Genomic DNA, 22,701 nt, shown 5'->3' with positions numbered 1-22,701 from the left:
CTACCTGTCTCTCAGCCCTGGTACGGCGTAACGAGACAAGCAAAGCGCGTCACAAGCCAATCCGCTAGCCCTGGTCGGCGCTCGCGGCGGTGGTGATGTGCTCGCCCTCGCGTGCGTCGCGGCGGGCCTTGATCAGGCTGGCTCCGGTAGTGATCACCATGGTGACGCCGATGACCGACAATGACAGCCAGATAGGCACCTCGGGTGCCCAGGACACGCCGCTGGAGTGCAGCGCCTCGGCAATCAGCTTAACCCCGATGAAGCCGAGGATGAACGCGAGACCGTAGCTGAGGTAGGCCAGACGCTGCAGCAGATCGCCCAGCAGGAAGTAGAGCTGACGCAGTCCCATCAGCGCGAACGCGTTGGCGGTGAAGACGATGAAGGCGTCGGTCGTGAGGCCGAAGATGGCGGGAATCGAGTCGAGCGCGAAGAGCAGGTCGGTGGTGCCGATGGCGATCATCACGATGAGCAGCGGGGTGACCATGCGCCTGCCGTCCACCTTGACGAGGACCTTGGAGCCGACGTAGTCGTCGGTGTGGGGCAGCGCCCTGCGGGCCCAGCGCAGCACCAGGTTCTCCTTGACCTCTTCCTCCTCGTCCTGGCCGTGCTGGCGGACCAGCTGCACCGCGGTGTAGATGAGGAACAGGCCGAACACGTAGAACAGCCAGCCGAAGCTGGACAGCGCGGCCGCGCCGACGGCGATGAAGCCGCCTCGCATGACCAGGGCCATCAGGATGCCGACCAGCAGCACCTTGTGCTGGTAGATCTTCGGCACCGCGAAGCGGCTCATGATGATGTAGAAGACGAAGAGGTTGTCGACGCTCAAGCTGTATTCGGTCAGGTAACCCGCGAAGAACTGGCCCGCCGAGGTCGGCCCGGCGAAGATCCACAACACCACACCGAAGATCACCGCGAGCGTCACATAGAAACCGACCCAGAAGCCGGCCTGCCGCGGGGAGAACTCCCGGGGCTCACCCCGGTCGACGATCCACAGGTCAAAGGCAAGAACAACCAGCAAACCACCGATAACGGCGATCCAAGCCCATACGGGAATAGTCACAACAAAACCTCCGGCGGCGCGCATGACTGACAGCCGGAGGTCTCTCCCGCCCGTGCGTAACCAAGCACGAACCGACAGCCCCGGGGGCCTCGTGGAGCGAGGCAACACCGTGATGACGAGACTGTCACGAAGGGATACTCCCCCCCTAACCAAACCAGTATAGATGCCGGGCTTGGCGGTGCCCAATTCGGTGGCGGGCTCCACAAGGATGTTCCCACGGCGGATCGCCGCCTGCCATGGGATCCTTCAGGTAATCCCTCCCCGATCCCCACGTAGATCGCCGTAGACCTCCTGTACCGCCTCAAGGGCCTCAACCGCACCCGGCAGCTCACCGCCGCGCCGTACGGCCGCCTCTCTCAGGGCCTTGGCCAGGTCTCCGTCGGCGAGCAGCCTCCCGACCGCCCCGCGCAGCGCGACGGCGTCGCCGTACGGCACCAGCAGCCCGGCGTCCCCGACCATCGGCGGAATTCCGCCGACCGCGGTGGCGATCACCGGTGTGCCCGCCCGCAGGGCCTCCTGCACCACGAGCGGCTGGCCCTCCCAGCGGCTGGGCACCACCAGGGCTCCGGCGACGGTGAGCAGGTCCCCGACGTCGTCCCGGTTCCCGAGGAACCTCACGGGCAGACCCTCCCGGGCGACGCGTTCCTCAAGCGGCCCGCGCAACGGCCCGTCCCCGGCGACCAGGAACACCGGTTCCTCAGCGCTCCCCCGTCCGGTGAAGGCCGAGGCGACGTCCAGGAGGGTTTCCAGCCCCTTCTGCTGGGCGAGCCTGGCGACCGTCAGCAGGACGGGCCGCCCACCGACGCCCAGTTCCGCCCTGACGTCCCGGGCCGATCGCCCCGAGGGGGTCAGGACGGGCGCCGGGACGACGGCGGCCGCGACGTTCCGGGCGCCCAGCCCGGTCATCCGCTCGCCCAGGTCCGGGGAGACCACCAGGATCCGGTCCGCCAGCCGGGCGACGATCCGTTCGAGCAGGGCGTAAACCGTGCCGACCGCCCCGCCCGCCGTCGCGGCGTTGTGCAGGGTCACCACCAGGCCTGTCCCGGTCCCGGCCAGGGCGAGCGCGGCCAGCGCCCCGGCCCGCAGCCCGTGCGCGTGCACGACGTCCGCCCCCCGCAACCCCCGCAGCACCCGTACGGCCCGCAGGTCGTGCAGCGGGCGCGGCCTGTCGGAGATCGGAACGGGTAGAAAGACCGCGCCGAGCCGCTCGAAGGCGAAGATCTCCCGGGTACCCGGTGGCCCGGCGACGACCACCCGGTGTCCCTCGCGGGCCAGGCCCTCGGCCAGCATGGCCACGTGCCGCCCCACACCGCCCGTGCTGGTGCCCAGCACCAGCGCCGTCCGCTCACTCATCGGCACCGTTCCTCTCCCGTGACTCCTGAGGGTCCCGGGAGCCCTGAGAGTCTTGAATGTCCTGAGAGCCTCTGGAAGGCGCCCGTCTGAGCCGCGCCAGCAGCATCCGGGCGTCCGGTCTGTCGATCACCGAGGCCACGACCGCGAACGCCACGCAACCCGCCGCCGCGGCGCCCAGCCCGACCGGGACGCACATCCACTTGGAGACGTTCTGGAAGGCCGTGACGACCGCCAGTCCCACCGCCCAGGCCGCCCCGCCACCGGCCACGGCGGCCAGCAGGCCCCGCCAGGCCCCGTGCAGCGCCGCCGTCCCCCTGGCCCGCAGCACGGCGAACACCAGCAGGATCCCGCCCACGGTCATGCCGACGGTGCTGCCGAGCGCCAGGCCGCCGACCACCTCGGTCCGCTCCCCCGTGGCGCCGGCCAGCAGGATCTGCGCCACCAGCGCCGCCATCCACCCCGCGACGGAGGCGATCGCGGCCGACCTGCCCCGGCCACAGGCGTACAGCACCCGGGCGAGGTGGAACATCAGCGCGTATCCCGCCAGGCCCGGCGCGAACAGCACGACCGCCCGTGCCATCTCCGCGGGGTCACCGCCCGGGGTCCCCTGGAGGAACACCCGGGCCACGGGCATGGCGACCGCCGCCATCACCCCGGCCGCCAGCCCCGTGACCAGCAGCACGACCCGGGTGGTCGAGGCGGTGAGGTCGTCGAACCCGGCCAGGTCCCCCTCACCCGCCCGCGTGGCGAGCACCGGGAACGAGCTGGTCGCGACCGGCACCACGAGCACCGCGAAGGGAAGCTGGTACAGCGCCCAGGCGTATGTGTAGACGCCTGTCGCCCCCGCTCCGCCCAGGTCGTTGGCCAGGCGGACGACCACGGTCAACGCGATCTGCTGCGCCACGAGGACCGCGACGCCCGCGGTCGCGAGCCGCCGGGCGCGGGCGGCGACGCCGGGCGGGAAGGACAGCGAGGGCCGCAACCGCAACCGCAGCCGGGCCACCGGACCGATCACCGTGACCACCATGGCCGCCGCGGCGACGGTCGCACCGAGGGAGAGTGTCAGCTGCCCCGCCGTGGTGAGAGCGGAGAGGTCGTGTGCGGCGTCGCCGCCGAGCGGCTGGAAGACCAGGTAGGAACCGATGATCAGCAGGCTGGACACCAGCGGCGCCACGGCGGGCCCCATGAAGCGCCGGTGGGCCTGGAGCACGCCGTAGAGGATGACCGCGAGCCCGAAGAAGATCATTCGAGGAGCGAAGACGACGAGCATGTCCGTACCCACCCCGATGACCTGACTCACGTCACAGTCGCCGACGTCGCCGACCAGCAGGGTGACGACCGGCCCCGCGAAAGCGGCGATGAGCGACGTCAGCGGGACCAGTGCCAGCAACACCCAGGTCAGCAGCGCCGAGGTGGTCCTGCCGACCTCGGCCCTGGCCTCGGGATCGGTGGCGGACCTGGAGGCCGCCGAGGCCAGGACCGGGACCACCGTCCCGGCCAGCGCGCCCCCCGCGACCAGTTCGAAGACGATGTTGGGAACGTAGTTGGCGGTGTTGTACGCGGTGCTCAGGCAGAGGTTGCCGACGGTCTGGGACTGAACGAGATAGCGGCCGAACCCCGCCACCCGAGCCACGACGGTCACGATCCCGATCAGGAGCGCCGCCCCCGCGACCCCCTGCCCGATCTTCCTGATCATCAGTCGGCGGGCGCCTGCTCCACGGGACGGCGGCCGAACATGTCGATGCGGTTGAGCACCGGGTTGGCGGCGATGACCCTGGTGAAGCTGATCCGCTCCGAGGCCGCGGTGAGCGCCACCACGGTGCCGAGCACGGCGAGGCGGCCAGGCCTGCGGAGAGTCGTGGTCGCCGCCAGGCCCACCAGCGCGCCCAGGGCGTTCGCCCCCGCGTCTCCCAGCATGGCCCGCTCGCCCAGGTCCTCGGGCAGCAGCGCGAGCGCCGCACCCATGGGCAGCGCGATCAGAGTCGCCGAGACCGGATCGCCACGGCGCAGTCCTGCCGCCAGCAAGGGCAGTCCGGCCAGCAGGCCCACCTTGATCGCGCGTCCCGGCCTCAGGTCGAACAGGTTGGCCAGATTGGCCGAGCCCGCGACGAGCGCCCCGTCGACCACGACGTCCACCGGGCCGCGGGTGGTCAGGGCCGCGGCGGCCAGGCCCGTCACGCCGATGCCGACCAGCTTCACGGCGCCGCTGGTGATCTCCCCCTTAGCCAGCGCGTTCAGATGCCCTCTGAAGCCCTTCGAGGAGGTCGCGCCGTACAGGTCGTCGTAGGCGCCCAGAGCACCGCTTCCCGTCACGGCGAGCAGCACGGCCGCGCGGGTCCTCACGGGCAGCCCGGGAAGCGTCGCGGCGGCCGCGGCGGCGCCGGCGGCGAAGGCGGGCCCTTCGAGCAGGGTGATCGGCTCGCCTCTGTGGTTGGTCCTCTCCCAGGTCTCCGCGTCACCGACCGGTGGCCTACGGCTGAAGGCCGCGTAGGCGAGCCTGGCGGCGGCCGCTCCGGCGAGGGCGCCGGCCAGGGCGCCGAGAAGAGCGCGACGAGCCATGGGGGTTCATCCTCCGGAGGTGGGCGTGGGGACGGCGGGCGCGCTGGGCTCGATGGCCGAGACGCCGGGGCCCATGCCGTACTGGCCTGAAGAGCCTGACAGTTGTTCCCGCAGAGCGTAGACCACCACGACCCTGCCCGCGGGCATATCGACGTTGTCCACGGTGGAGACCTTCTCCGCGGCGACGGTGTCCTCCCGCAGCGCGGCCAGGGTGCCGCCTGCGGCGCTGCTGTTCAGCGGACCGGCCAGCACCGTCCCCCGGCCCGCCTCGTCGAGCGCCGTGGCCATCGAGACCACCGCGGCCGACTGCGCGACGGCGGTCTCCCCGGCGTACGGCTCGGCCGGGCCGACCACCAGGGCCAGGTCGGCGCGTTTGGCGGGCTGCTCCGCGACGTTGATCAGACCGCCGCGCTGGAAGGCCTCAAGGACTCCGGCCGCGACCGGGTTCGCCTTGCCGACCTGCGCGGGGTCGCCGGTCACGATCGCGTTGGCGAGCACCGCGGCCGCCTTGTCGTACGGCGTGTCCTCGGCGGTGAATGTCATCTCAACCGGCTTGGCGTCGGTGGCCAGCCTGTCGACGACGTCCGACTGGGTCGCGTCGAGGTATTTGTCGGTGAGGGTGACCCGGCCGCTCACGATCGCCCCGGACTCGGTGACCACCTGCTGCACCGCCTCGCGCATGCTCACCGAACTGCCGGGAGCCTCGACGATGACGACGCGCTCACCGGCGAGCGTGTCCCGCACGAGCCTGGGGGTGTCGGCCGTGACGAACGCGTCGTTGGCGGCGTTCTGGCCCTGCACCGTCTTCAGCTCGGCGCGCAACTCGTTGTTGCTCAGCCTGAGCTGGTTGGCCAGGGTCTCCGCCGTGTCGATGGCGGGCTCCTTCAGCAGGGTCGTGCCCAGCACGATGCCGACGGAGAGCGCGAGGAAGATCGCGACGATGGAGACGAGGTGATAGCGGAAATCGATCACGAGAAGAGTCCGACCAACCAGAAGATGAAGCCGTTCCAGATGTCGCGGACGCTGTCGAGCCAGATCTTGCCCACCGGGGAGACGATGACGGCCAGCCCCATGGTGATCAGCGTGGTGGCGACGAGCAGGAGCAGAGACGGAGTGGAGATCCGGCTGCGGTAGAGCCGGCTGACGCCCTTTGCGTCGATGAGCTTGCCCCCGACCCGCAGCCGGGTGAGGAAGGTGCTGGCCATGCCGGAGCGGCCCTTGTCGAGGAACTCGACCAGCGTCGCGTGGGTGCCGACCGCGACGATCAGGTCGGCGCCCTTGTCGTCGGCGAGCAGCATGGCGATGTCCTCGCTGGTGCCGATGGCGGGGAAGACCACGGCGCTGCAGCCGAGCTGCTGCACCCGTTCGAGGCCCGGTGCCCTGCCGTCCCGGTAGGCGTGCACGACCAGCTCGGCCCCGCAGGTCAGGGCCTTGGTGGAGACGGAGTCGAAGTCGCCGACGATGATGTCCGGCACGTAACCGGCCTCCAGGAGGGCGTCCGCGCCGCCGTCGACCCCGATCATGATCGGGCGGTACTCCCGGATGTAGGGGCGCAGGACGGCGATGTCCTCCTTGTAGTGGTAGCCGCGCACCACGATGAGGACGTGCCGCCCCTCCATGACGGTCGCGATGTCGGGGACGCCGACCCCGTCGATGAGCAGGTCGCGCTCGCGCCTGACGTACTCCATGGTGTTGGCCGCGAACGCCTCGATCTGGACGGTCAGCCCGGCCCTGGCCTCGACCATCGCGGCCTCGATCGACTCGGCTGACTGCACGTCGCCCTTGGCGACCACCTCGTCGTCGAGGTAGACGACGCCCTCGTGCACCCTGACCAGGTCGCCGTCCTTGACACGGTCGAAGATCTCGGCGGTGGCGTTGTCGACGAACGTCACACCCGCCTCGACGAGGATCTGCGGACCCAGGTTGGGATAGCGGCCACTGATGCCCGCCGCGACGTCGATCACCGCCGCCGCACCGCACGCGACAAGCGCCTCCGCGCTCACCCGGTCAACGTCAACGTGATCGATAATCGCGATTTCCCCGGCCTTGAGGCGCTTGGTCAGCCTCTTGGTCCGCCGATCGATTCTCGCCACTGCCGTCACCCCGGGAAGGTCCGTGGCCTTCCTGCGGCGGAGGTAACCGTTGAGCCTGCGTTGAAGCTCGTCCGTCGGCACCTTCATCACGCCCATCCTGCCAGAGGGAAAGACCGGCCGAGCCATGCGGTTGACGGTGTGTCAGATTCGTCACTGAAGATCCCCACGCGGCCCCTGCCCCCTGAGCTATCCGAAAGACCTCCCGTTATTCCTACCTCGCCGCCGCCGGTGGCCGGGTCCTCACGCGACGGATTCAGGCCTTGTCCGCGGCGGCGATCGACAGGAGCTCCTCCGCGTGCGCCCTGCCAAGTTCGGAGTTCTCAAGCCCGGCGAGCATCCTGGAGAGCTCTCGCGCCCGGCCGTCCTTGTCCAGGGCGACCACACCGCTGCGTACCACGCTGCCGTCGCTCGCCTTCTCCACCACGAGGTGCTGGTCGGCGAAGGCCGCGACCTGAGGCAGGTGGGTGACGACGATCACCTGGGCGGTGCGCGCCAGGCGTGCCAGCCTGCGGCCGATCTCCACCGCGGCCTTGCCGCCGACTCCCGCGTCGACCTCGTCGAAGACGAACGTCGGGACGGGGTCGGCACCGGCGAAGACGACCTCGATGGCGAGCATGACCCGGCTCAACTCGCCGCCGGAGGCGCCCTTGTTCAGCGGCAGCGCCGGTGAGGCGGGGTGCGGGGCCATGCGCAGCTCCACCTCGTCGATCCCGTGCGGCCCGAACTCCGCCGCGGCGGTGATGACGACGGTCACCCTGGCGTGCGGCATGGCCAGAGCGGTGAGCTCCTCGGTGACGGCCTGTCCGAACCTTTCGGCGGCGGCCGTCCTGACGCGGGTCAGCTCGGCGGCCAGCTCGGTCAGCCTGCCGGTGAGTTCCTCGTGTTCGCGGGCGAGTTCACCGATCCGCTCGTCGTCGCCCTCCAGCTCGGCGACCCGCGCCGCGGCCTGCTCGGCCCAGGTGAGCACGACGCCGGTGTCCTCGCCGTACTTGCGCAGCAGGTGGTTGAGCACGGCCTGCCGTTCCTGCACGGCCGCCAGCCGCGCCGGGTCCGCCTCGACGGACTCGGCGTAGGAGGCCAGCTCGGTGGCCACGTCCGAGATCAGGTAACCCGCCTCGGCGAGCCGGTCGGCGATCCCGGCGAGCACCGGGTCGAATTCGCGGACCGCCTCGACGGCGGCTCGCGCCCGTCCGACCAGGGTGACGGCGTCCTGTATCTCCCCCTCGCCGGACATGGGGTCGCCGAGCAGTGAGCCGTGCGCGGTCTCGGCCGCGCTCCTGAGGGAGTCGGCGTGGGCGAGTCTTTCCCCCTCCTCACGCAGCTCGGCCTCCTCCCCGCGTCTGGGGTCGGCCTGCTCGACCTCCTGAAGCCCGAACCTGAGCAGGTCCGCCTCCTGGGCGCGTTCCCTGGCCCTGTCGGTGAGCTCGGCCAGCTGTTCGGCGACCTGCCTGTGCCGTTTGTAGGCCTGCTCGTAGGAGCGCAGCGGCTTGACCAGTTCCTCGCCCACGTAGCGGTCGAGGGCCGCGCGCTGGCGTCCCGGCTGCAGCAGCCGCTGCTGGTCCATCTGGCCGTGCACGGCGACCAGGTCCTCGGCCAGGTAGGTGAGGGTGCCGACGGGCACGCTCCGCCCGCCGAGCCAGGCCCGGCTGCGGCCCTCCGCCGAGACGGTGCGGGAGATGATCAGCTCGCCGTCCTCGACCTGGCCGCCCACGTCCTGCACCTGCTGGGCGACCCGGCCCGCCGGATCGACCACGAGGGTGCCCTCGACCGTCGCCCTGTCCGAACCGGGCCGGACACGGGCCGGGTCCGCCCTGCCTCCGAACAGCAGCCCGAGACCGGTCACAACCATGGTCTTACCCGCGCCCGTCTCGCCCGTGAGCACGGTGAACCCCGGCGAGAGCACCAGGACGGCCTCGTCGATCACACCGAGCCCTTGGATGCGGACCTCCTCGACCCTGGGTCGCACTGGTCCCTCCCGTCACATCGAATTCACCGAACATCAGTGCGGTGCGCGGGCACGATCCTACGCGTTCGGGACGACCACCGCCCGGACGATCTAGGCTCGCGTCCGGCCGCGCCACCCCTGGACGGGAAGGTCGAACTTGGCGACCAGCCTGTCGGTGAAAGGCGCCCCGGTGTCCTCGATCCCGTGCAGACGCGCCAGTCGTACGGGGAGGTCGGCTCTGCGGACCTCGACGCGCGCTCCGGCGGGCAGGTCGAACCGGCGGCGCCCGTCGCACCACAGCACCGCCCCGGCCGTCGCGGGCTGGACCTCCAGCGCCAGCGTCGAGCGGGGCGATACGACCAGCGGCCTGGCGAACAGCGCGTGGGCACTGATCGGCACCAGCAGCATCGCCTCGACCTCCGGCCACACCACCGGGCCGCCCGCGGAGAAGGCGTAGGCGGTCGAACCCGTCGGCGTGGCGCAGATGACCCCGTCGCACCCCCAGCGCGACAGCGGCCGTCCGTCGATCTCGGCGACCACTTCGAGCATCCGCTCGCGTTTCTCCACCGTGGCCTCGTTGAGCGCCCACGTGTCGGCCAGCAGCTGCCCGTTGAGGCGGGCGGTGACCTCGACGGTCATCCGCTCCTCGACGTCGTAGCGGCCCCGCACCACGGAGTCGACCGCGTCCGAGAGGTTCTCGACCTCCGCCTCGGCCAGGAAGCCGACATGCCCGAGGTTGACGCCGAGCAGCGGCACCCCCGCCGGGCGGGCCAGCTCGGCGGCCCGCAGCAGGCTGCCGTCGCCGCCCAGAACGATCATCATCTCGGCGCCGTGCACCGCCGTCTCACCCGCGGGCGTCACCTCGGCGCCCGCGCACGCGATCGACTCGGCCTCGGCTCGCAGGACACGGACGGCCAGTCCGGCCTTGACCAGCCTGCCGATCACCAGACGGGCGCTGTCAACGGCCGCACCCCGCCCGGTGTGGGCGGTGACCAGCACGGTGCGCTTGGCAGTCATGTTCCACTCTCCCGGAGGGCGGGCACTACTGGGGACCTTCCGCGACCGCGCGACCGATCTCGGCCGCGACGTCCGCTACCTGTGGCGGGCCTTCTCCCCGGCCCAGCCAGATGACGTACTCGACGTTTCCCGAAGGGCCGGGCAGCGGGCTCGCGGTGACGCCCCGCACGGTCAGGCCGAGCGCCCGCGCGCTGTCGGCGACGTCCTGTACGGCCTGGCCCCGCAGCTCCGGGTCCCTGACGACCCCGCCGGCGCCGACCCGTTCCCTGCCGACCTCGAACTGGGGTTTGACCAGCATCGCGAAGTCCGCCCGCTCCGCGGCGCAGGCGACCAGGGCGGGCAGCACCAGACGCAGCGAGATGAACGACAGGTCCCCGACGATCAGCGTGGGCGGCTGCCCGACCATCTCGGGGGTCAGGTCCCTGACGTTGACCCGCTCCATGACCGTGACCCGTTCGTCGGTCCGCAGCGACCAGGCCAGCTGGCCGTAACCGACGTCGACGGCCAGCACGTGCGCGGCGCCGTTGCGCAGCAGCACGTCGGTGAAGCCCCCGGTCGAGGCCCCGGCGTCCAGGCAGTGGCGTCCCTCGACGGTCAGCCCCCGGGGGCCGAAGGCCTCAAGGGCGCCGAGCAGCTTGTGCGCTCCCCGCGAGACGTAGTCGGGACCCTCCGCGGCCTCGGCGACCACGATCGCGGAGGCGGTCTCCACCTGGGTGGCCGGTTTGGCGGCCACCTGACCGCCGACGGTGACCCTGCCCGCCTCGATGAGCTGGGACGCCTGTTCACGGGACCTGGCCAGGCCGCGCCGTACCAGTTCGCTGTCGAGGCGTGTGCGGCGGCTCACCGGTGCTGGTCCGCGGTGCCGTCCGCCGCGGCGAGTGCCTGCTCGAGCCCGGCGAACACCTCTTCGAACACACTCGCGTGCGCGGAGACAGGCGTCGTGCCCAGCCGGGCCAGCCCGCCCAGCGCCATGTCGACCCGCTCCTCTCCGGTCTCCCCCGGCAGGTCCGTCATGCGCCCCCCATCGAAAGCCGTTCTCCGCCGGCTCGGCGGCCGGCGCGGTGGTCGCACGGGAACGGATCCACACCGCCCCGTGTCGCCTTGACCGTATCGGAAGCCGTGCCGCGCGTCGCATCGGCCACTCACCGACCGAAGTGGGCGGTCCGCGAACTACTGTACGTGTCTCGCTCGTTGTCACCTTGATGGAACGGAAGGCCGCCCGCGCGTACCCTCACGTCATCCAGGAACACCGTGGCGAGAGCCTTCCCGCGCGCACCGGACCACGTGCCGCATCAATGTGGAACGCTACCGTCCGTAGAGACGACAAGGAGTTCGGGCCGCCCGGACAGAAGGGAGCGCCAACCGATGGCGACCGTCGACGAGTGCCGGGTGGCACTGCGCAAACTCGGCGAGCAGTTCGACGAACTCGACCAGGAGAGCCGCGCCAGGCACGTGGTCGACCGCAGCATCAGCTGTCACATCAGCGACCTGGGGGTCACTTTCTACGGCCGCATCCACCACGGAGGGCTCGGCCCCTTCGACGACCTGCCTCCAGGCGACGCCAGGTCCGCGAACGTGAAACTGACCATAGGCAGTGACGACCTGATCGCCCTGGTCAACGGCGAACTCGACATGGGACGCGCGGTGTTCGGCGGCCGTGTCAAGATCGATGCCAGCTTCGGCGACCTGATGCGCCTGCGTAAGCTCCTGTGAGCCGTCACGGCCTCCGGCCTCGGGACGTCTCACCCGGGTGAGGACGTCCGGCCGGAGAGCGGGGAGCCGAGGACGGCCTTCACGGCGTCCTCGTCCGCCCGGCCGGCACCGGCCGCCTCCCACGCCGCGGCGCACGCCGCCCTGAGGCCGTCGACGGAGTCCCCCTCCCCCTCCAGCCTGAGACGGCCCTCCTGCCAGCGGGCGTTCCACCTGCGGCAGGACCAGCCGTCTCCGGCCCGCCGCACCTGAGGGTAGGGCAGGTGCAGAGCCGACAGGTCCGCGGCGACGTACGAGGGCCTGTGCTCGGGTGACGCCGTCAGCAGATCCAGCGGAGTGGTCACGCCCGTCAGCACGAGCAGCCCGTCGACCCCGGCGTTGGTCGCCCCCTCGATGTCGGTGTCGAGCCGGTCGCCGACCACCAGGGGCCGCTTCGAACCGGTCCGCAGGATCGACTCGCGGTGCAGCGGCGGCTCCGGCTTTCCGGCGACGATCGGCTCGACCCCGGTCGCCGTGGCGATCACCCGGATCATCGCGCCGTTGCCCGGGACCTCACCGCGTCCCGTGGGCATGGTCGAGTCCGCGTTCGCGGCCACGAACAGAGCTCCATGCCGTACGGCCAGTGCCCCCTCGGCCAGCAGGCCGTAGGAGATGCCGTGGGCCATGCCCTGTAACACCGCCGCCGGGTCTTCCAGGGCGGTGCTGACCGGACGCAGTCCGTGGGCGCGTACGGCGTCACGCAGACCCATCCCGCCGACGACCAGCACCGCGGCCCCCGGCTCGACCCGTTCGGCCACCAGTCTCGCGGCGGCCTGGGCCGAGGTGACCACGTCATCGGGCGTGGCGGGGGCGCCGAGCGCGCTCAGGTGCTGGGCGATCGCGCGAGGAGTGCGTGAGGCGTTGTTGGTGACGTACGCGAGCCGTACGCCGCGTTCCACCGCCTCACGCAGCGCCTCGGGAGCCCCCGGCACGGCGTCGGGCCCGAGATACACCACCCCATCGAGATCGAGGAGAAGCGTGTCATATGGGTCGATCAACGTTTGCGTGTCCACCCGCCCATTCCATCACCCGTGGGAATCACGCCCGGCGGGCGCGTAGCGTCGCCCGGACGCTCTTCAGGGCCGACACGTAGTGCCGCTGGTCGGGACGCATGGCGACGGCGATGGCAAGGGGCTCCTGCGCCCCCTCCATGTCACCGGTCCGCCACAGAGCGAGCCCGAGCCCGAAATAGGCGTAGTCCTCGGCCGGGTTCGCGTCGATGATCCATCGGAAGCTGTCGGCGGCGTCGGCGTACTGTCTGGAGTTGAACTGGGCACGGGCGAGTGCCTCACGGATGCTTCGCGACTCCGGCTCCGCGCCGGCGGCACGTTCCAGCAGCGCGGCGGCCGCGGCCGGGCTGCCCTCGCCCAGCAGCTTCATCCCTCGTTGAAACCATTCGTAGACGTCCCCGACCGGAGCGCCCGTCTCGGGGTTGGGGGAATCAGACGGACCGCTACGTCCTTGGACCATGCGTTAGGCCTCCTTCATCGACAGACGACAGATCTGACCGATCCCTGACGGACCCGGGTGCCGCATCACCGAGGCGGCCCCTGGACGTTTCAGGCCTTTATGGCAGCATGCCCTATATGGCGAATCCTGAACTGCCGATACACGACGGGCTCGTGCTTCGCCCGTTCCGTGGCGTACGGTTCGCGGTCGACAATCCCGCGGAGGTGACCTCTCCCCCCTACGACCTCATCGAGGAAAACGGCGTTCAGGACCTGCTCACCTCACATCCCAACAACGTGGTGCGGCTCATCCTTCCCGGAGCCGACCGCCACCGGTACGCCGAGGCACGGCAGACCCTGGACGCGTGGCTCTCCTCCGGGGTGCTGACCGCCGACGAGACACCGGCCGTCTACGTCTACGAGCAGGAAGGCCCCGGGGTCCTGCAACGCGGGCTCATCGGCGACGTCGGCCTGGCCGGGCCGGAACAGGGTGTCGTCCTGCCGCACGAGGACGTGATGCCCGGTCCGGTCGCCGACCGGCTGGCCCTCATGCGGGTGACCGAGGCGAACCTGGAGCCGATCTTCCTTCTCTACGAGGGCGCGGGAGGAACCGCCACCCGTCTTGTCGACCGGATCGCCGCCGACCGGCCGCCCCTGGTCGAGGCACGGACCCAGGACGGGGTCAGGCACCGGCTGTGGGCCGTCACCGATCCGGAGGAGCTCTCCGGCATCAACACCGACCTCCGTTCCCGACAGGCCCTCATCGCGGACGGCCATCACCGTTACGCCACCTATCTCGCCCTTCAGCGCGAACACCACGCCGCCTCCGGCTTTACTCCTTCCTCTTCTGCGGGCACCACTTCCCCGATGAACAGCTCCCCGCCGGGCGCGAGCACACAGAACCAGCCCGTCGAGCCGGGGCCCTGGGACTTCGGCCTGGCCCTTCTGGTGGACTCCGACTCCTATCCACCGAACCTGCGGGCCATCCACCGGGTCATCCCGGATCTGCCGCTTCGGGAGGCCGTGGACCGAGCCGGACAGGCCTGGAAAGTCCGCCGACACGCCGACCTCACGGAGGGGCTGGCGGCTCTGGCCCAAGCGGAGGAGCCCTCCTTTCTCCTGTCGGACGGGGACAGTACGTATCTGCTCACCGACCCCGACCCCGTACGGCTCGAAAACGCCATGCCCGGGCATCGCTCCGCTCGGTGGCGCGCGCTGAACACCGCCGTCCTCGCGGAGTTCGTCCTGCCCGGACTCTGGGGACTGCGGGACGACGAACAGTCGGTACGCATCGTGCACCACGACCCCGCGGCAGCCGTACGGCTCGCACGGGTGAGCGGGGGAACGGCCGTGCTGCTCAACCCTTTGACGGTCGACGACGTGCTCACGGTCGCGGCCCAGGCGGAGCGGGTGCCGCGCAAGTCCACTTCCTTCGGCCCCAAACCCCGCACGGGACTGGTGTTGCGCGTGCTGTCCCTCGGCTGAGTGCGCCGTACGAAAGAAGACTCCCGGTCAGCCACCGTCCGATCGGCTCATGCCTGTGACCGGTCGGCGGACCCGCCCCGCTCTCCTGGCCCCGGGAAAGGACACCGGATCTTCGCCCTCCGGTTGGTGCCCAGGCGAGGCCGGTTCGTGAGCACCCTTCGTGAAAGCGGCCCCGCGTTCGGATGCCTTCTCCGAAGCCGCCGGCGACGGGATCACCGGCGTGGGCTGCTCCGGACCGGGAGCCTCACCCTCGTTTCCGGCGGGCTCGCCCGGGTGCCCGAGACGTCTGGCCGAGCGGACCTCGACCTCGTAACCCGACGACTTCGAACCCTCACTTCCCCACCAACGGCGGCGCAGCGCCCCCTCCACCTCCACCATGTCGTCGGCGAGCCACTCGGCCACGGTCACGGTGACCTCGGGCTCGAACGACGCGCACGGAATGGTGTCCACCTGGCTTCCTCTGCCACGCCGCTGCCGTCTGACGATCATCCGCCAGGTGCCGAGCGTGCCGCCGCTCTGCAGCGACCGGATGCGCACCGCCTCGGGCAGTCGACCCACAAGCGTGACCTCGTTGCGGTCCATCGAGTCCTCCTTCGATCTCTGCCGACCGAGGACCACTCTTTACGATGTGAGCTGTGCCGGAACGACTAGAACGCCGTTCTGGGGATAACCGTTCCAGTTCTGAGGTGGCCTGTGGACAACATCACCGCCCTCGGCGGAGAGGTCTATGAGATCGACACAAGGATGGCGGGATACTCAGGTATCACGGCTGGATACCTGATTCTGGGAGATCGTCCCTGTCTGGTGGAGACAGGAACCGCGACCTCCGCTCCCGTGGTCCGCGACGCCCTCGCCTCCCTCGGCGTCGGCCCCGGCGATCTCGCGACAATCGTGGTGACGCACATCCATCTGGACCACGCCGGTGGGGTCGGGGACCTGGCGGGGTTCTATCCCGAGGCGGAGATCGTGGTTCATGAGAAAGGCGCCAGGCACCTCGCCGACCCCTCCCGGCTGATGGCCAGCGCGAGAATGGTGTGGGGTGACAAACTGGACGTTCTGTTCGGCGAGATGTCCCCGACCGAGGCTGCGAGAATCCGTGCGCTCGGCGACACGGGAAGCGTCGACCTCGGCAACGGCCGTACGCTCAGCAGCCACTACTCGCCGGGCCACGCCAAACACCATGTGGGACTGATCGACTCGGGGACCGGCGACCTGTATGTCGGTGACGCCGCCGGGGTCTACCTACCGCAGACCGGAGACCTGCGGCCGGCCACTCCCCCGCCGGACTTCGACCTGCGGACCGCGCTGGACTCGATCGCCCTGTTCGAGGCGTTGGGCCCGCAGCGGCTGCTGTTCAGCCACTACGGGCCCGTTGACGACGTCCAGGAGACCCTGGAGCGTTCAGCCGAGGAACTACGTGTCTGGGTGGATCTGACCCGCCAGGCGCACTCCGCCGGTATGGACCTGGACCACGCCGTGGCGATGGTCAGGGACCGTACCCGGGAGAGATACGCGGCGCTGCAGGCCGACGACGCGACAGCCGAACAGTTCGAACTGCTCAGCGGCGCCCCGTCCAACGTGGCGGGGATCATCCACTGGCTGGACCGCGCCCAGCCGTGAGACGACGTCCCGTCCCGGGCGGGCAGGCGCCTCGCCCGGGACGGGTACGGGTCACTTCTTCTTCTCGTCCTTGGCGACGTCGTCATCATCGTCGTCGGCCGGAGAGTCACCGAGCGTGTCACCGAAGTCGGGCTCGATGAAGGCGGGACCGACGCCGGGCTCGATCCGCTCCGTCGCCTTGTCCTCAGGCTTGTCCTCCGTCTCGCCCTCCTCGCCCTCGGGCTTGAGCTCGGCCTCGCCGATGAGCGGCTCTCCAGCGGAGAGGTCGCCCACGGGCTCAAGATCCTGAAGGTCGTCCTCAGCCTCGATCTCCGCGTCGAGGACGGCGGCGTCATCGATCATGACGGTCTCCACGACGATTCCCTCGTCCTCCGCGTCGGGAAGGTCGGCCACCTCGTCGGCGTCCAGCCCGTCGAGGTCGAAGTCCTCGTCGTCCTCAAGGTCCTCGATGTCATCGATGATCGTTCCGGTCAGCTCCGCGTACCGCTCGGCCGCGTCGGTCTCGCCGTCCTCGTCGAAGGCCATGGCACGGCCGAACCACTCGGTGGCGGCCTCCTCGTGCCCCGCGTCGGCGAGCGCGTCGGCGTAGGCGAAGGCGAGCCTCGCCGACCAGGGGTGCGGACGCGTGTCACGCAGCTCGGGCAGGCGCTGGAGGGTGATGACCGCGGCGTCCTTCTGGTGAAGGTCACGACGGGCACCGGACTCCACGATGGCGAGCTCGATCTTGCCGACCCTGTCGAGACGCTCCGCCTCCTTCGAGCGGGCCAGGTCCAGCGCCCGCTCAGGACGACCGAGCCCCCGCTCGCAGTCCGCCATGACCGGCAGGAAGGAGTCGGAACCCGTCATGCGGCGGGCGGCGCGCAGGTCGCTGAGCGCCTCCGCGAAGTGCCCCGCCCGGTAGGCGGCGATGCCGACGGCCTCGCGGACCACGCCGATACGGGCCGCGAAACGACGAGCCACCTTCGTGTGCTCGTAGGCCTGCTCGGCCTCGTCCTCCCCGAGGGCCCGCTCCGCCGCCACGAGGTGGCGGGAGACCAGGTCAGCAAGGTCGAGCGGGAGGGAACTCAGCTCTCCCCTGACCTCCTTGTCGAGCTCCTCGGCGGTGATGTCGGGAGCCATCGGAGGCAGTTCCTCGCGCGCGTTGGCCGGGGCCTCGCCGGACTCTTGGTTCCTGCTGTAGCGCGTACGGGAACCCTCACCTTCGCCGCGGAACGCGCCACCCCGGTCGCCCCGGTCGCCTCGGTCGTAGGAAGGCCTGTCACGGTCGCGGTCACCATAGGGACGGCGCTCGCCGCCGCGATCGTACGAACCACGGGACTGGTCGCGGTCGCCGTAGGGACGACGCTCCCCGCCGCGGTCGTCGCGGTAGCCACCGCCGGGACGGTCGTCACGGTTGAACGGACGACGCTCCCCACCAGGACGCGGACCACGAGCCTGGTCACGATCACCGTAGGAGCGACGCTCACCGCCACGGTTGTCACGGTCACCGTACGAACCACGGGACTGGTCACGGTCACCGTAGGAACGACGCTCGCCGCCACCACGATTGTCGCGGTAACCACCGCCGGGACGGTCGTCACGACCATACGAAGGACGGTCTCCCCGGTCACGGGAGCCGTACGAACCACGCGACTGGTCACGGTCACTGTAGGGACGGCGCTCTCCGCCGCCGCGGTTGTCGCGGTAGCCACCGCCGGGACGATCACCCTGATCACGGGAACCGTACGAACCACGCGACTGATCACGGTCACCGTAGGGACGACGCTCACCACCACGGTCGTCGCGGTAACCACCGCCGGGACGGTCATCACGGTTGAACGGACGACGATCCCCACCAGGACGCGGACCACGAGCCTGGTCACGATCACCGTAGGAGCGACGCTCACCGCCACGGTTGTCACGGTCACCGTAGGGACGGCGCTCACCGCCACCACGATTGTCGCGGTAACCACCGCCGGGACGATCACCCTGATCACGGGAACCGTACGAACCACGCGACTGATCACGGTCACCGTAGGGACGACGCTCACCACCACGGTCGTCGCGGTAACCACCGCCGGGACGGTCATCACGGTTGAACGGACGACGATCCCCACCAGGACGCGGACCACGAGCCTGGTCACGATCACCGTAGGAGCGACGCTCACCGCCACGGTTGTCACGGTCACCGTAGGGACGGCGCTCACCGCCACCACGATTGTCGCGGTAACCACCGCCGGGACGATCACCCTGATCACGGGAACCGTACGAACCACGCGACTGATCACGGTCACCGTAGGGACGACGCTCACCACCAGGACGGGGACCACGAGCCTGGTCACGGTCGCCATAGGAGCGGCGCTCACCGCCACGGTTGTCACGGTCACCGTAGGAGCGACGCTCACCACTGGGACGGTCGTCACGACCATACGAAGGACGGTCCCCCCGGTCACGGGAGCCGTACGAACCTTCTGAACGCCCTTCTCGACGCTCGCCATATCGAGGACCGTCCCCTGGACGTCCCCTGCCACCGGCTCCGCGGTTGTCGCGGTAGCCCCCCTGACCGCCGAATCCGCGGTTTTCGCCTTCTTCGCGCCGGCCCGCGCCGTCACGCCCGTTGTCACTGTTCACTTCTGGTTCCATTTCGTTTGCTCACTCGGCGAGCGCGTCCCGATCTTCAGATGAATGGGACGATTCGCTGTGCGGGCGATCTCCGGCCGCAGGACACATCCCGTTCGCTATCGCTGCCCTGTCCTATCGTGGTCTGGCGCAACGAAGGCCACCCTCGGTGGGGCGGCCCGGCTCCTCCAGCCTAGCAAGCCACTCAAAGTCCGGAGGCCTATGCCGTCGCATCAAGGGCGATCAGGGATACGGACTACCCAGCCCCTACCTGCCCGTACCCTCATACCGTTCTCCAGTGTCCTTTTTATCCCGAAATCGCAGCTCATAGCCGGTCGGCCTAGCGTCCATCGGGGCCCTGGCCGTGCCTACGGCAAGCAGTTCGCGCTCTTGCGATGCTGAAGTCATGACCGATCTTGAGCCTGTGGATCTGGAGTTGCTCACTGGATTCACCGCGAAGATCGATCCGCTCATGCGGAGCGTCCTCGTCAAGGGGGTGCGGAGCGGATGAGTGGTCTTCGTCCTCGAAGCGGCGTGGAACTGTACGGAGAGGCCGTACCTTCGAGCACTTGCCGGGAGTAGGCGAGCACTACAGCGCCTGGATGGGGATCGACGACATCCTCGATGGCTGGCCCGTCGGCTTACGGGACCGGCATCGATGCCCTGGCCATGCTCGGGTTCAGACTCGCGGTCCAGGAGTGGCTGGACATGCCGCGGACAGAGACCGGGCTCGGCGCTACGTGCGTCGGTGGGGGACATGGGTCGCGGAAGGCACCTGGCCCGCACCCGGAGGAAACCGGCGGCCTTGAAAACTTCACAACCTGACGGCACCGACCAACACAGACATGAAAGCCGGCCGCGCCACGCGTACACCGCCTCGCTGAAGGCCTCTTACCTGGCCTATGCCGTCCTCAACGGCATGCTCACCTTGATCACCCGGCCAGCTGACGATGCGTCGTGCCACTCGGCAGGTCCTCGCTGATCCGGTTGACCAGCTGGTTGGACATGGAAGGTGTTGGCCGACTCCTCCTCTACGGGGCGGGCTTATTCATGCCACAAACAAAAAAGGCGGCTCTCGCCGGGCACCGTTCTTCAAGCAACGGAACACACCCCGCACAGCACCAACCCAACCCTCCCAACACCCACCCCGAAACAGAAAAAGGGACGACTCCCGCCGCCCCTCAAACACCCACGCACCTTCTGTCAACGACGGCTGAATCTTGACCCTCTGACGTCGCCTGAATTCTGACCCCCTGATGTGCTTGATCGTTACTGATCGCTGCTGTGACCCGCCGCAGGAACACGACCGAGATCACGATTCTTGAGACGGTAGCTGTCTCCCTTGAGGCTGATGACCTCGGCATGATGAACAAGGCGATCGATCATCGCGGCGGCCACCACATCATCGCCGAAGACCTCTCCCCAACGGCCGAACGGCTTGTTGCTCGTAACGATCAAACTCGCTCGTTCGTAGCGGCTGGAAACCAGCTGGAAGAACAGATTGGCCGCCTCGGGCTCGAACGGGATGTAGCCGACCTCGTCAACGACCAGGACCGGGACGCGCGACAGTTTCGTCAGCTCGTCTTGGAGCTTCCCGGCGGCATGAGCCTCGGCCAGGCGATCGACCCACTGAGCGGCGGTGGCGAACGCGACCCGGTGCCCGGCCTGGCAGGCACGAATACCCAAACCGATGGACAGGTGGGTTTTGCCGGTGCCGGGCGGACCCAGGAAGACCACGTTCTCCCGGGCGGCGACGAAGTCCAACGTCCCCAGATGAGCGATGAGGTCGCGCTTGAGGGACCGCTGATGATCGTAATCGAAGTCCTCCAGCGCTTTGCGGGCCGGGAACCGGGCGAACCGGATCCGTGCCTCACCCCCGTGGGACTCACGGGCCGACACCTCTCGTTGCAGGCAGGCGGCCAGGAACTCCTCATGACTCCAGGATTCGGCCCGGGCCCGCTCAGCCAGCCGGTCAACCGCGGCCGCCAGCGACGGCGCCTTGAGCACCCGGGTGAGATAGGCCAGCTCAGCACCGATATCGCGGGACCTGCGGGAACTGCCCGCCGCCGCTTTGCCGCCCGGCCTCGAAGCCGCCGACTCGGCCATCACGCCACTCCCTCGATCCCCTCGATGCCCAGCGCCGTGTCGTAGTCGCTGAGCCGACGCTGCTCAACGTCGTCGGTATCGGCTGGGCCGGTGGCCATGGTGGCCGCCGTGCGCAGACGTGTGCCGCGCAACAGGGCGGCGGCGTGTTCATGCACCGGGTCGGTGACGGTCTGATGCGGCGCCCAGCATCGCTCGTGCCGGGCGACCGTCTGCCCGGCGCAGGTCACGCCGACCTGGCCCAGATCGGCGACGACCTCGACCAGCCGGCCGATCACCGAAGGATGCACCGAGTAGTCACACGAGGCGATGCGGACGTAGTGATCGCGCGGCAGCCGGACCGAGGCGCGCCACCCGACTGCCGGAGCGACGGGCGGCAGCGCCACCATCGCCGCCAGGTCCGCGCCCAGCCGGTCGGCCGGCCGGCACTCGATGCGCCGATGATGACGGGTGTTGGCCTTGGCCAGCCAGTCGGCGAGCTGGGTGTTGAAGTCGTGGGGGGAGACGAAGCCGCGGCCGGGCAGAAACGAGGTCTCCAGATAGCCGTTGGCTCTTTCCACCAGCCCTTTGGCCTCAGGGTCGCCGGGTCTGCACTGGGCGATCCGGATGCCCAGGGCGCCGCGGAAGGCGTTGGCGTCAGCACTCAGCTGGGGTTTGCCCTGCTTCCACTGGCCGATCGCTGACTCGTTGTCCCAGATGAGGGTCTTGGGGACCGCCCCCAGCTGTGACAGCAGCGCCCAGTGCCCGGCGAACAGGTCCCCGGCCGTGCGAGAGGGCAGCATCCGGGCCATCAGCCAGCGTGAATAGCCCGACACCATGACCAGTACCGGTGGGCTGGCCCGGTGCCCGGCGCCGAGGGGGATCTTCACCGGCGGGAACCATAGATCGCATTGGGCCAGTTCCCCGGCCTGGTAGGTCGTCCGGGACGACGGGTCGACGGGCTTGTAGTGCGGTCGCAGCAGCCGCACCCGGTCTTTGAGCACGGTCAGCGACCGCTGCCAGCCGATCCGTTCAGCGATCACTGTCGCGGGCATGTCCGGGAACTCGGCCAGCAGTTTTCGGATCTGCGGCTCGGCTGCGTCTGCGATCGAGCCCTTGCCGGGCCGCCGGTACTTCGGCGGTGTATCGGCCGCCAGTGCGCTTTTCACGGTGTTCTTCGAGATGCCCATGCGCCGGGCGATGGCCTTGATTGGCATCGCTTCGGCTCGGTGCAACCGGCGGATCTCCGCCCAGTCCTCCACCTTGATCACCCTCCAGAGTGACTGAAGGGGGGTCAGTTTTCGGCCGTCGCCACAGGGTCAGTTTTCACCCGTCGTCGACACCTTCCGGGGCCAGGCACAAACAAAAAAGGGGGCGGCCCTCGCCACCCCACACCCCAGACACCCCGTGGAACACAACCCCACCCACCCAAACACCCCCGGAAGACCAGGCCGAGCCGGCCAGACGAGCGGTAACCGTCCTATCCGGCGAGCTACACGCCCTCCCTCCTCGCTCCTGAAACAAAAAAGGGGGCAGCCCCCAGCCACCCCCACACACCCCTACCAAACAAAAAAAGGGGGGGCCACCCAAAGGTGACCCCCCCAAAGATTGTCCGGCGGCGACCTACTCTCCCACACCGTCCCCGGTGCAGTACCATCGGCGCTGAAGAGCTTAACTTCCGGGTTCGGAATG

The 22,701-nt window shown here is 69.6% G+C and carries 20 protein-coding genes and 1 rRNA gene; 4 read left to right on the top strand and 17 right to left on the bottom strand.

Annotated elements, in window-relative coordinates; all coding sequences use genetic code 11:
- Positions 1–64: 64 nt before the first annotated feature.
- The 10 genes from ACFYY8_RS35805 to ACFYY8_RS35760 form a co-directional block, all read right to left on the bottom strand.
- On the bottom strand, positions 65–1,084 hold the full coding sequence (locus ACFYY8_RS35805) for a TerC family protein (protein WP_390048854.1): 1,020 nt from the start codon (positions 1,082–1,084) through the stop codon (positions 65–67).
- 222 nt (positions 1,085–1,306) lie between these two features.
- The gene (locus ACFYY8_RS35800; RefSeq protein ID WP_390048852.1) at positions 1,307–2,413 is read right to left on the bottom strand and encodes a glycosyltransferase family 4 protein; all 1,107 of its coding nucleotides are present in this window, start codon (positions 2,411–2,413) and stop codon (positions 1,307–1,309) included.
- Entirely contained in the window at positions 2,406–4,109 is a 1,704-nt protein-coding gene (murJ, locus tag ACFYY8_RS35795) for a murein biosynthesis integral membrane protein MurJ (RefSeq protein WP_390048850.1), read from the bottom strand. Before murJ ends, ACFYY8_RS35800 begins: the two co-directional genes overlap by 8 nt.
- The gene (locus ACFYY8_RS35790) at positions 4,109–4,972 is read right to left on the bottom strand and encodes a hypothetical protein (protein WP_390048848.1); all 864 of its coding nucleotides are present in this window, start codon (positions 4,970–4,972) and stop codon (positions 4,109–4,111) included. The genes murJ and ACFYY8_RS35790 overlap by 1 nt, the downstream gene beginning before the upstream one ends.
- Before the next feature lie 6 nt (positions 4,973–4,978).
- Entirely contained in the window at positions 4,979–5,944 is a 966-nt protein-coding gene (locus ACFYY8_RS35785; RefSeq protein WP_390048846.1) for a copper transporter, read from the bottom strand.
- A complete protein-coding gene (gene steA / locus ACFYY8_RS35780; protein ID WP_352013217.1) occupies positions 5,941–7,152 on the bottom strand; it encodes a putative cytokinetic ring protein SteA in 1,212 nt (403 codons plus the stop codon). The genes ACFYY8_RS35785 and steA overlap by 4 nt, the downstream gene beginning before the upstream one ends.
- Before the next feature lie 166 nt (positions 7,153–7,318).
- A complete protein-coding gene (gene recN / locus ACFYY8_RS35775) occupies positions 7,319–9,031 on the bottom strand; it encodes a DNA repair protein RecN (RefSeq protein ID WP_390048843.1) in 1,713 nt (570 codons plus the stop codon).
- A 90-nt stretch (positions 9,032–9,121) separates the two neighbouring features.
- The gene (locus ACFYY8_RS35770; protein WP_390048841.1) at positions 9,122–10,027 is read right to left on the bottom strand and encodes an NAD kinase; all 906 of its coding nucleotides are present in this window, start codon (positions 10,025–10,027) and stop codon (positions 9,122–9,124) included.
- A 25-nt stretch (positions 10,028–10,052) separates the two neighbouring features.
- A complete protein-coding gene (locus ACFYY8_RS35765) occupies positions 10,053–10,871 on the bottom strand; it encodes a TlyA family RNA methyltransferase (RefSeq protein ID WP_390048839.1) in 819 nt (272 codons plus the stop codon).
- Positions 10,868–11,041 (bottom strand): hypothetical protein, encoded by a 174-nt coding sequence (locus ACFYY8_RS35760; protein WP_390048837.1) that lies wholly within the window; start codon positions 11,039–11,041, stop codon positions 10,868–10,870. Before ACFYY8_RS35760 ends, ACFYY8_RS35765 begins: the two co-directional genes overlap by 4 nt.
- Before the next feature lie 351 nt (positions 11,042–11,392).
- On the opposite strand from ACFYY8_RS35760, the gene ACFYY8_RS35755 reads away from it, so the two are divergent.
- Positions 11,393–11,740: an SCP2 sterol-binding domain-containing protein gene (locus ACFYY8_RS35755; RefSeq protein WP_352013222.1), complete on the top strand. Its 348-nt coding sequence runs from the start codon at positions 11,393–11,395 to the stop codon at positions 11,738–11,740.
- A 29-nt stretch (positions 11,741–11,769) separates the two neighbouring features.
- Here ACFYY8_RS35755 and ACFYY8_RS35750 read toward each other — a convergent pair whose 3' ends face one another.
- Together ACFYY8_RS35750 and ACFYY8_RS35745 are read right to left on the bottom strand one after the other, a co-directional pair.
- Positions 11,770–12,774, bottom strand: a complete 1,005-nt coding sequence (locus ACFYY8_RS35750; RefSeq protein ID WP_390048835.1) for an HAD-IIA family hydrolase — start codon at positions 12,772–12,774, stop codon at positions 11,770–11,772.
- A gap of 40 nt (positions 12,775–12,814) precedes the next feature.
- Positions 12,815–13,246, bottom strand: a complete 432-nt coding sequence (locus ACFYY8_RS35745) for a M48 family metallopeptidase (RefSeq protein WP_184721692.1) — start codon at positions 13,244–13,246, stop codon at positions 12,815–12,817.
- Positions 13,247–13,362: 116 nt separating this feature from the next.
- Here ACFYY8_RS35745 and ACFYY8_RS35740 point away from each other — a divergent pair, with 116 nt between their 5' ends.
- On the top strand, positions 13,363–14,709 hold the full coding sequence (locus tag ACFYY8_RS35740; protein WP_390048833.1) for a DUF1015 family protein: 1,347 nt from the start codon (positions 13,363–13,365) through the stop codon (positions 14,707–14,709).
- A gap of 27 nt (positions 14,710–14,736) precedes the next feature.
- Here the strand turns inward: ACFYY8_RS35740 and ACFYY8_RS35735 are convergent, their stop codons facing one another.
- Positions 14,737–15,291, bottom strand: coding sequence for a single-stranded DNA-binding protein (locus ACFYY8_RS35735; RefSeq protein WP_390048832.1), 555 nt, complete (start codon positions 15,289–15,291; stop codon positions 14,737–14,739).
- Positions 15,292–15,453: 162 nt separating this feature from the next.
- Between ACFYY8_RS35735 and ACFYY8_RS35730 the strand changes: the two genes are divergently transcribed.
- Positions 15,454–16,329, top strand: a complete 876-nt coding sequence (locus ACFYY8_RS35730) for an MBL fold metallo-hydrolase (RefSeq protein WP_390049069.1) — start codon at positions 15,454–15,456, stop codon at positions 16,327–16,329.
- Positions 16,330–16,380: 51 nt separating this feature from the next.
- On the opposite strand, the gene ACFYY8_RS35725 is transcribed toward ACFYY8_RS35730, so the two are convergent.
- The gene (locus ACFYY8_RS35725) at positions 16,381–17,448 is read right to left on the bottom strand and encodes a hypothetical protein (protein WP_390048830.1); all 1,068 of its coding nucleotides are present in this window, start codon (positions 17,446–17,448) and stop codon (positions 16,381–16,383) included.
- Between the two features lie 45 nt (positions 17,449–17,493).
- Here ACFYY8_RS35725 and ACFYY8_RS35720 point away from each other — a divergent pair, with 45 nt between their 5' ends.
- The gene (locus tag ACFYY8_RS35720) at positions 17,494–18,783 is read left to right on the top strand and encodes a hypothetical protein (RefSeq protein WP_390048828.1); all 1,290 of its coding nucleotides are present in this window, start codon (positions 17,494–17,496) and stop codon (positions 18,781–18,783) included.
- A 1,413-nt stretch (positions 18,784–20,196) separates the two neighbouring features.
- On the opposite strand, the gene istB is transcribed toward ACFYY8_RS35720, so the two are convergent.
- The 3 genes from istB to rrf all read right to left on the bottom strand — a co-directional run.
- A complete protein-coding gene (istB, locus tag ACFYY8_RS35715; RefSeq protein WP_362785734.1) occupies positions 20,197–21,033 on the bottom strand; it encodes an IS21-like element helper ATPase IstB in 837 nt (278 codons plus the stop codon).
- A complete protein-coding gene (gene istA / locus ACFYY8_RS35710; protein ID WP_390048826.1) occupies positions 21,033–22,280 on the bottom strand; it encodes an IS21 family transposase in 1,248 nt (415 codons plus the stop codon). Before istA ends, istB begins: the two co-directional genes overlap by 1 nt.
- A gap of 339 nt (positions 22,281–22,619) precedes the next feature.
- Positions 22,620–22,701: ribosomal RNA gene (gene rrf, locus ACFYY8_RS35705) — 5S ribosomal RNA — on the bottom strand; the annotation flags it as partial.

Origin of the sequence: Streptosporangium sp. NPDC001559 (genome assembly GCF_042893955.1) — a bacterium.
Classification (GTDB): Bacteria; Actinomycetota; Actinomycetes; order Streptosporangiales; family Streptosporangiaceae; genus Streptosporangium.
The sequence above is the reverse complement of the archived record's forward strand: the minus strand, read 5'-3'. Positions and strand labels throughout refer to the sequence as shown.

What these genes read in the sequence shown, in the direction of transcription:
- ACFYY8_RS35805 (WP_390048854.1), bottom strand. Translation starts at nt 1,084, where the DNA reads ATGCGCGCCGCCGGAGGTTTTGTTGTGACTATTCCCGTATGGGCTTGG.
- murJ (WP_390048850.1), bottom strand. Translation starts at nt 4,109, where the DNA reads ATGATCAGGAAGATCGGGCAGGGGGTCGCGGGGGCGGCGCTCCTGATC.
- steA (WP_352013217.1), bottom strand. Translation starts at nt 7,152, where the DNA reads ATGAAGGTGCCGACGGACGAGCTTCAACGCAGGCTCAACGGTTACCTC.
- ACFYY8_RS35740 (WP_390048833.1), top strand. Translation starts at nt 13,363, where the DNA reads ATGGCGAATCCTGAACTGCCGATACACGACGGGCTCGTGCTTCGCCCG.
- istB (WP_362785734.1), bottom strand. Translation starts at nt 21,033, where the DNA reads ATGGCCGAGTCGGCGGCTTCGAGGCCGGGCGGCAAAGCGGCGGCGGGC.
- ACFYY8_RS35760 (WP_390048837.1), bottom strand. Translation starts at nt 11,041, where the DNA reads ATGACGGACCTGCCGGGGGAGACCGGAGAGGAGCGGGTCGACATGGCG.
- ACFYY8_RS35725 (WP_390048830.1), bottom strand. Translation starts at nt 17,448, where the DNA reads ATGGCTCCCGACATCACCGCCGAGGAGCTCGACAAGGAGGTCAGGGGA.
- ACFYY8_RS35735 (WP_390048832.1), bottom strand. Translation starts at nt 15,291, where the DNA reads ATGGACCGCAACGAGGTCACGCTTGTGGGTCGACTGCCCGAGGCGGTG.
- ACFYY8_RS35800 (WP_390048852.1), bottom strand. Translation starts at nt 2,413, where the DNA reads ATGAGTGAGCGGACGGCGCTGGTGCTGGGCACCAGCACGGGCGGTGTG.
- ACFYY8_RS35745 (WP_184721692.1), bottom strand. Translation starts at nt 13,246, where the DNA reads ATGGTCCAAGGACGTAGCGGTCCGTCTGATTCCCCCAACCCCGAGACG.
- ACFYY8_RS35790 (WP_390048848.1), bottom strand. Translation starts at nt 4,972, where the DNA reads ATGGCTCGTCGCGCTCTTCTCGGCGCCCTGGCCGGCGCCCTCGCCGGA.
- ACFYY8_RS35755 (WP_352013222.1), top strand. Translation starts at nt 11,393, where the DNA reads ATGGCGACCGTCGACGAGTGCCGGGTGGCACTGCGCAAACTCGGCGAG.
- ACFYY8_RS35730 (WP_390049069.1), top strand. Translation starts at nt 15,454, where the DNA reads ATGGCGGGATACTCAGGTATCACGGCTGGATACCTGATTCTGGGAGAT.
- ACFYY8_RS35770 (WP_390048841.1), bottom strand. Translation starts at nt 10,027, where the DNA reads ATGACTGCCAAGCGCACCGTGCTGGTCACCGCCCACACCGGGCGGGGT.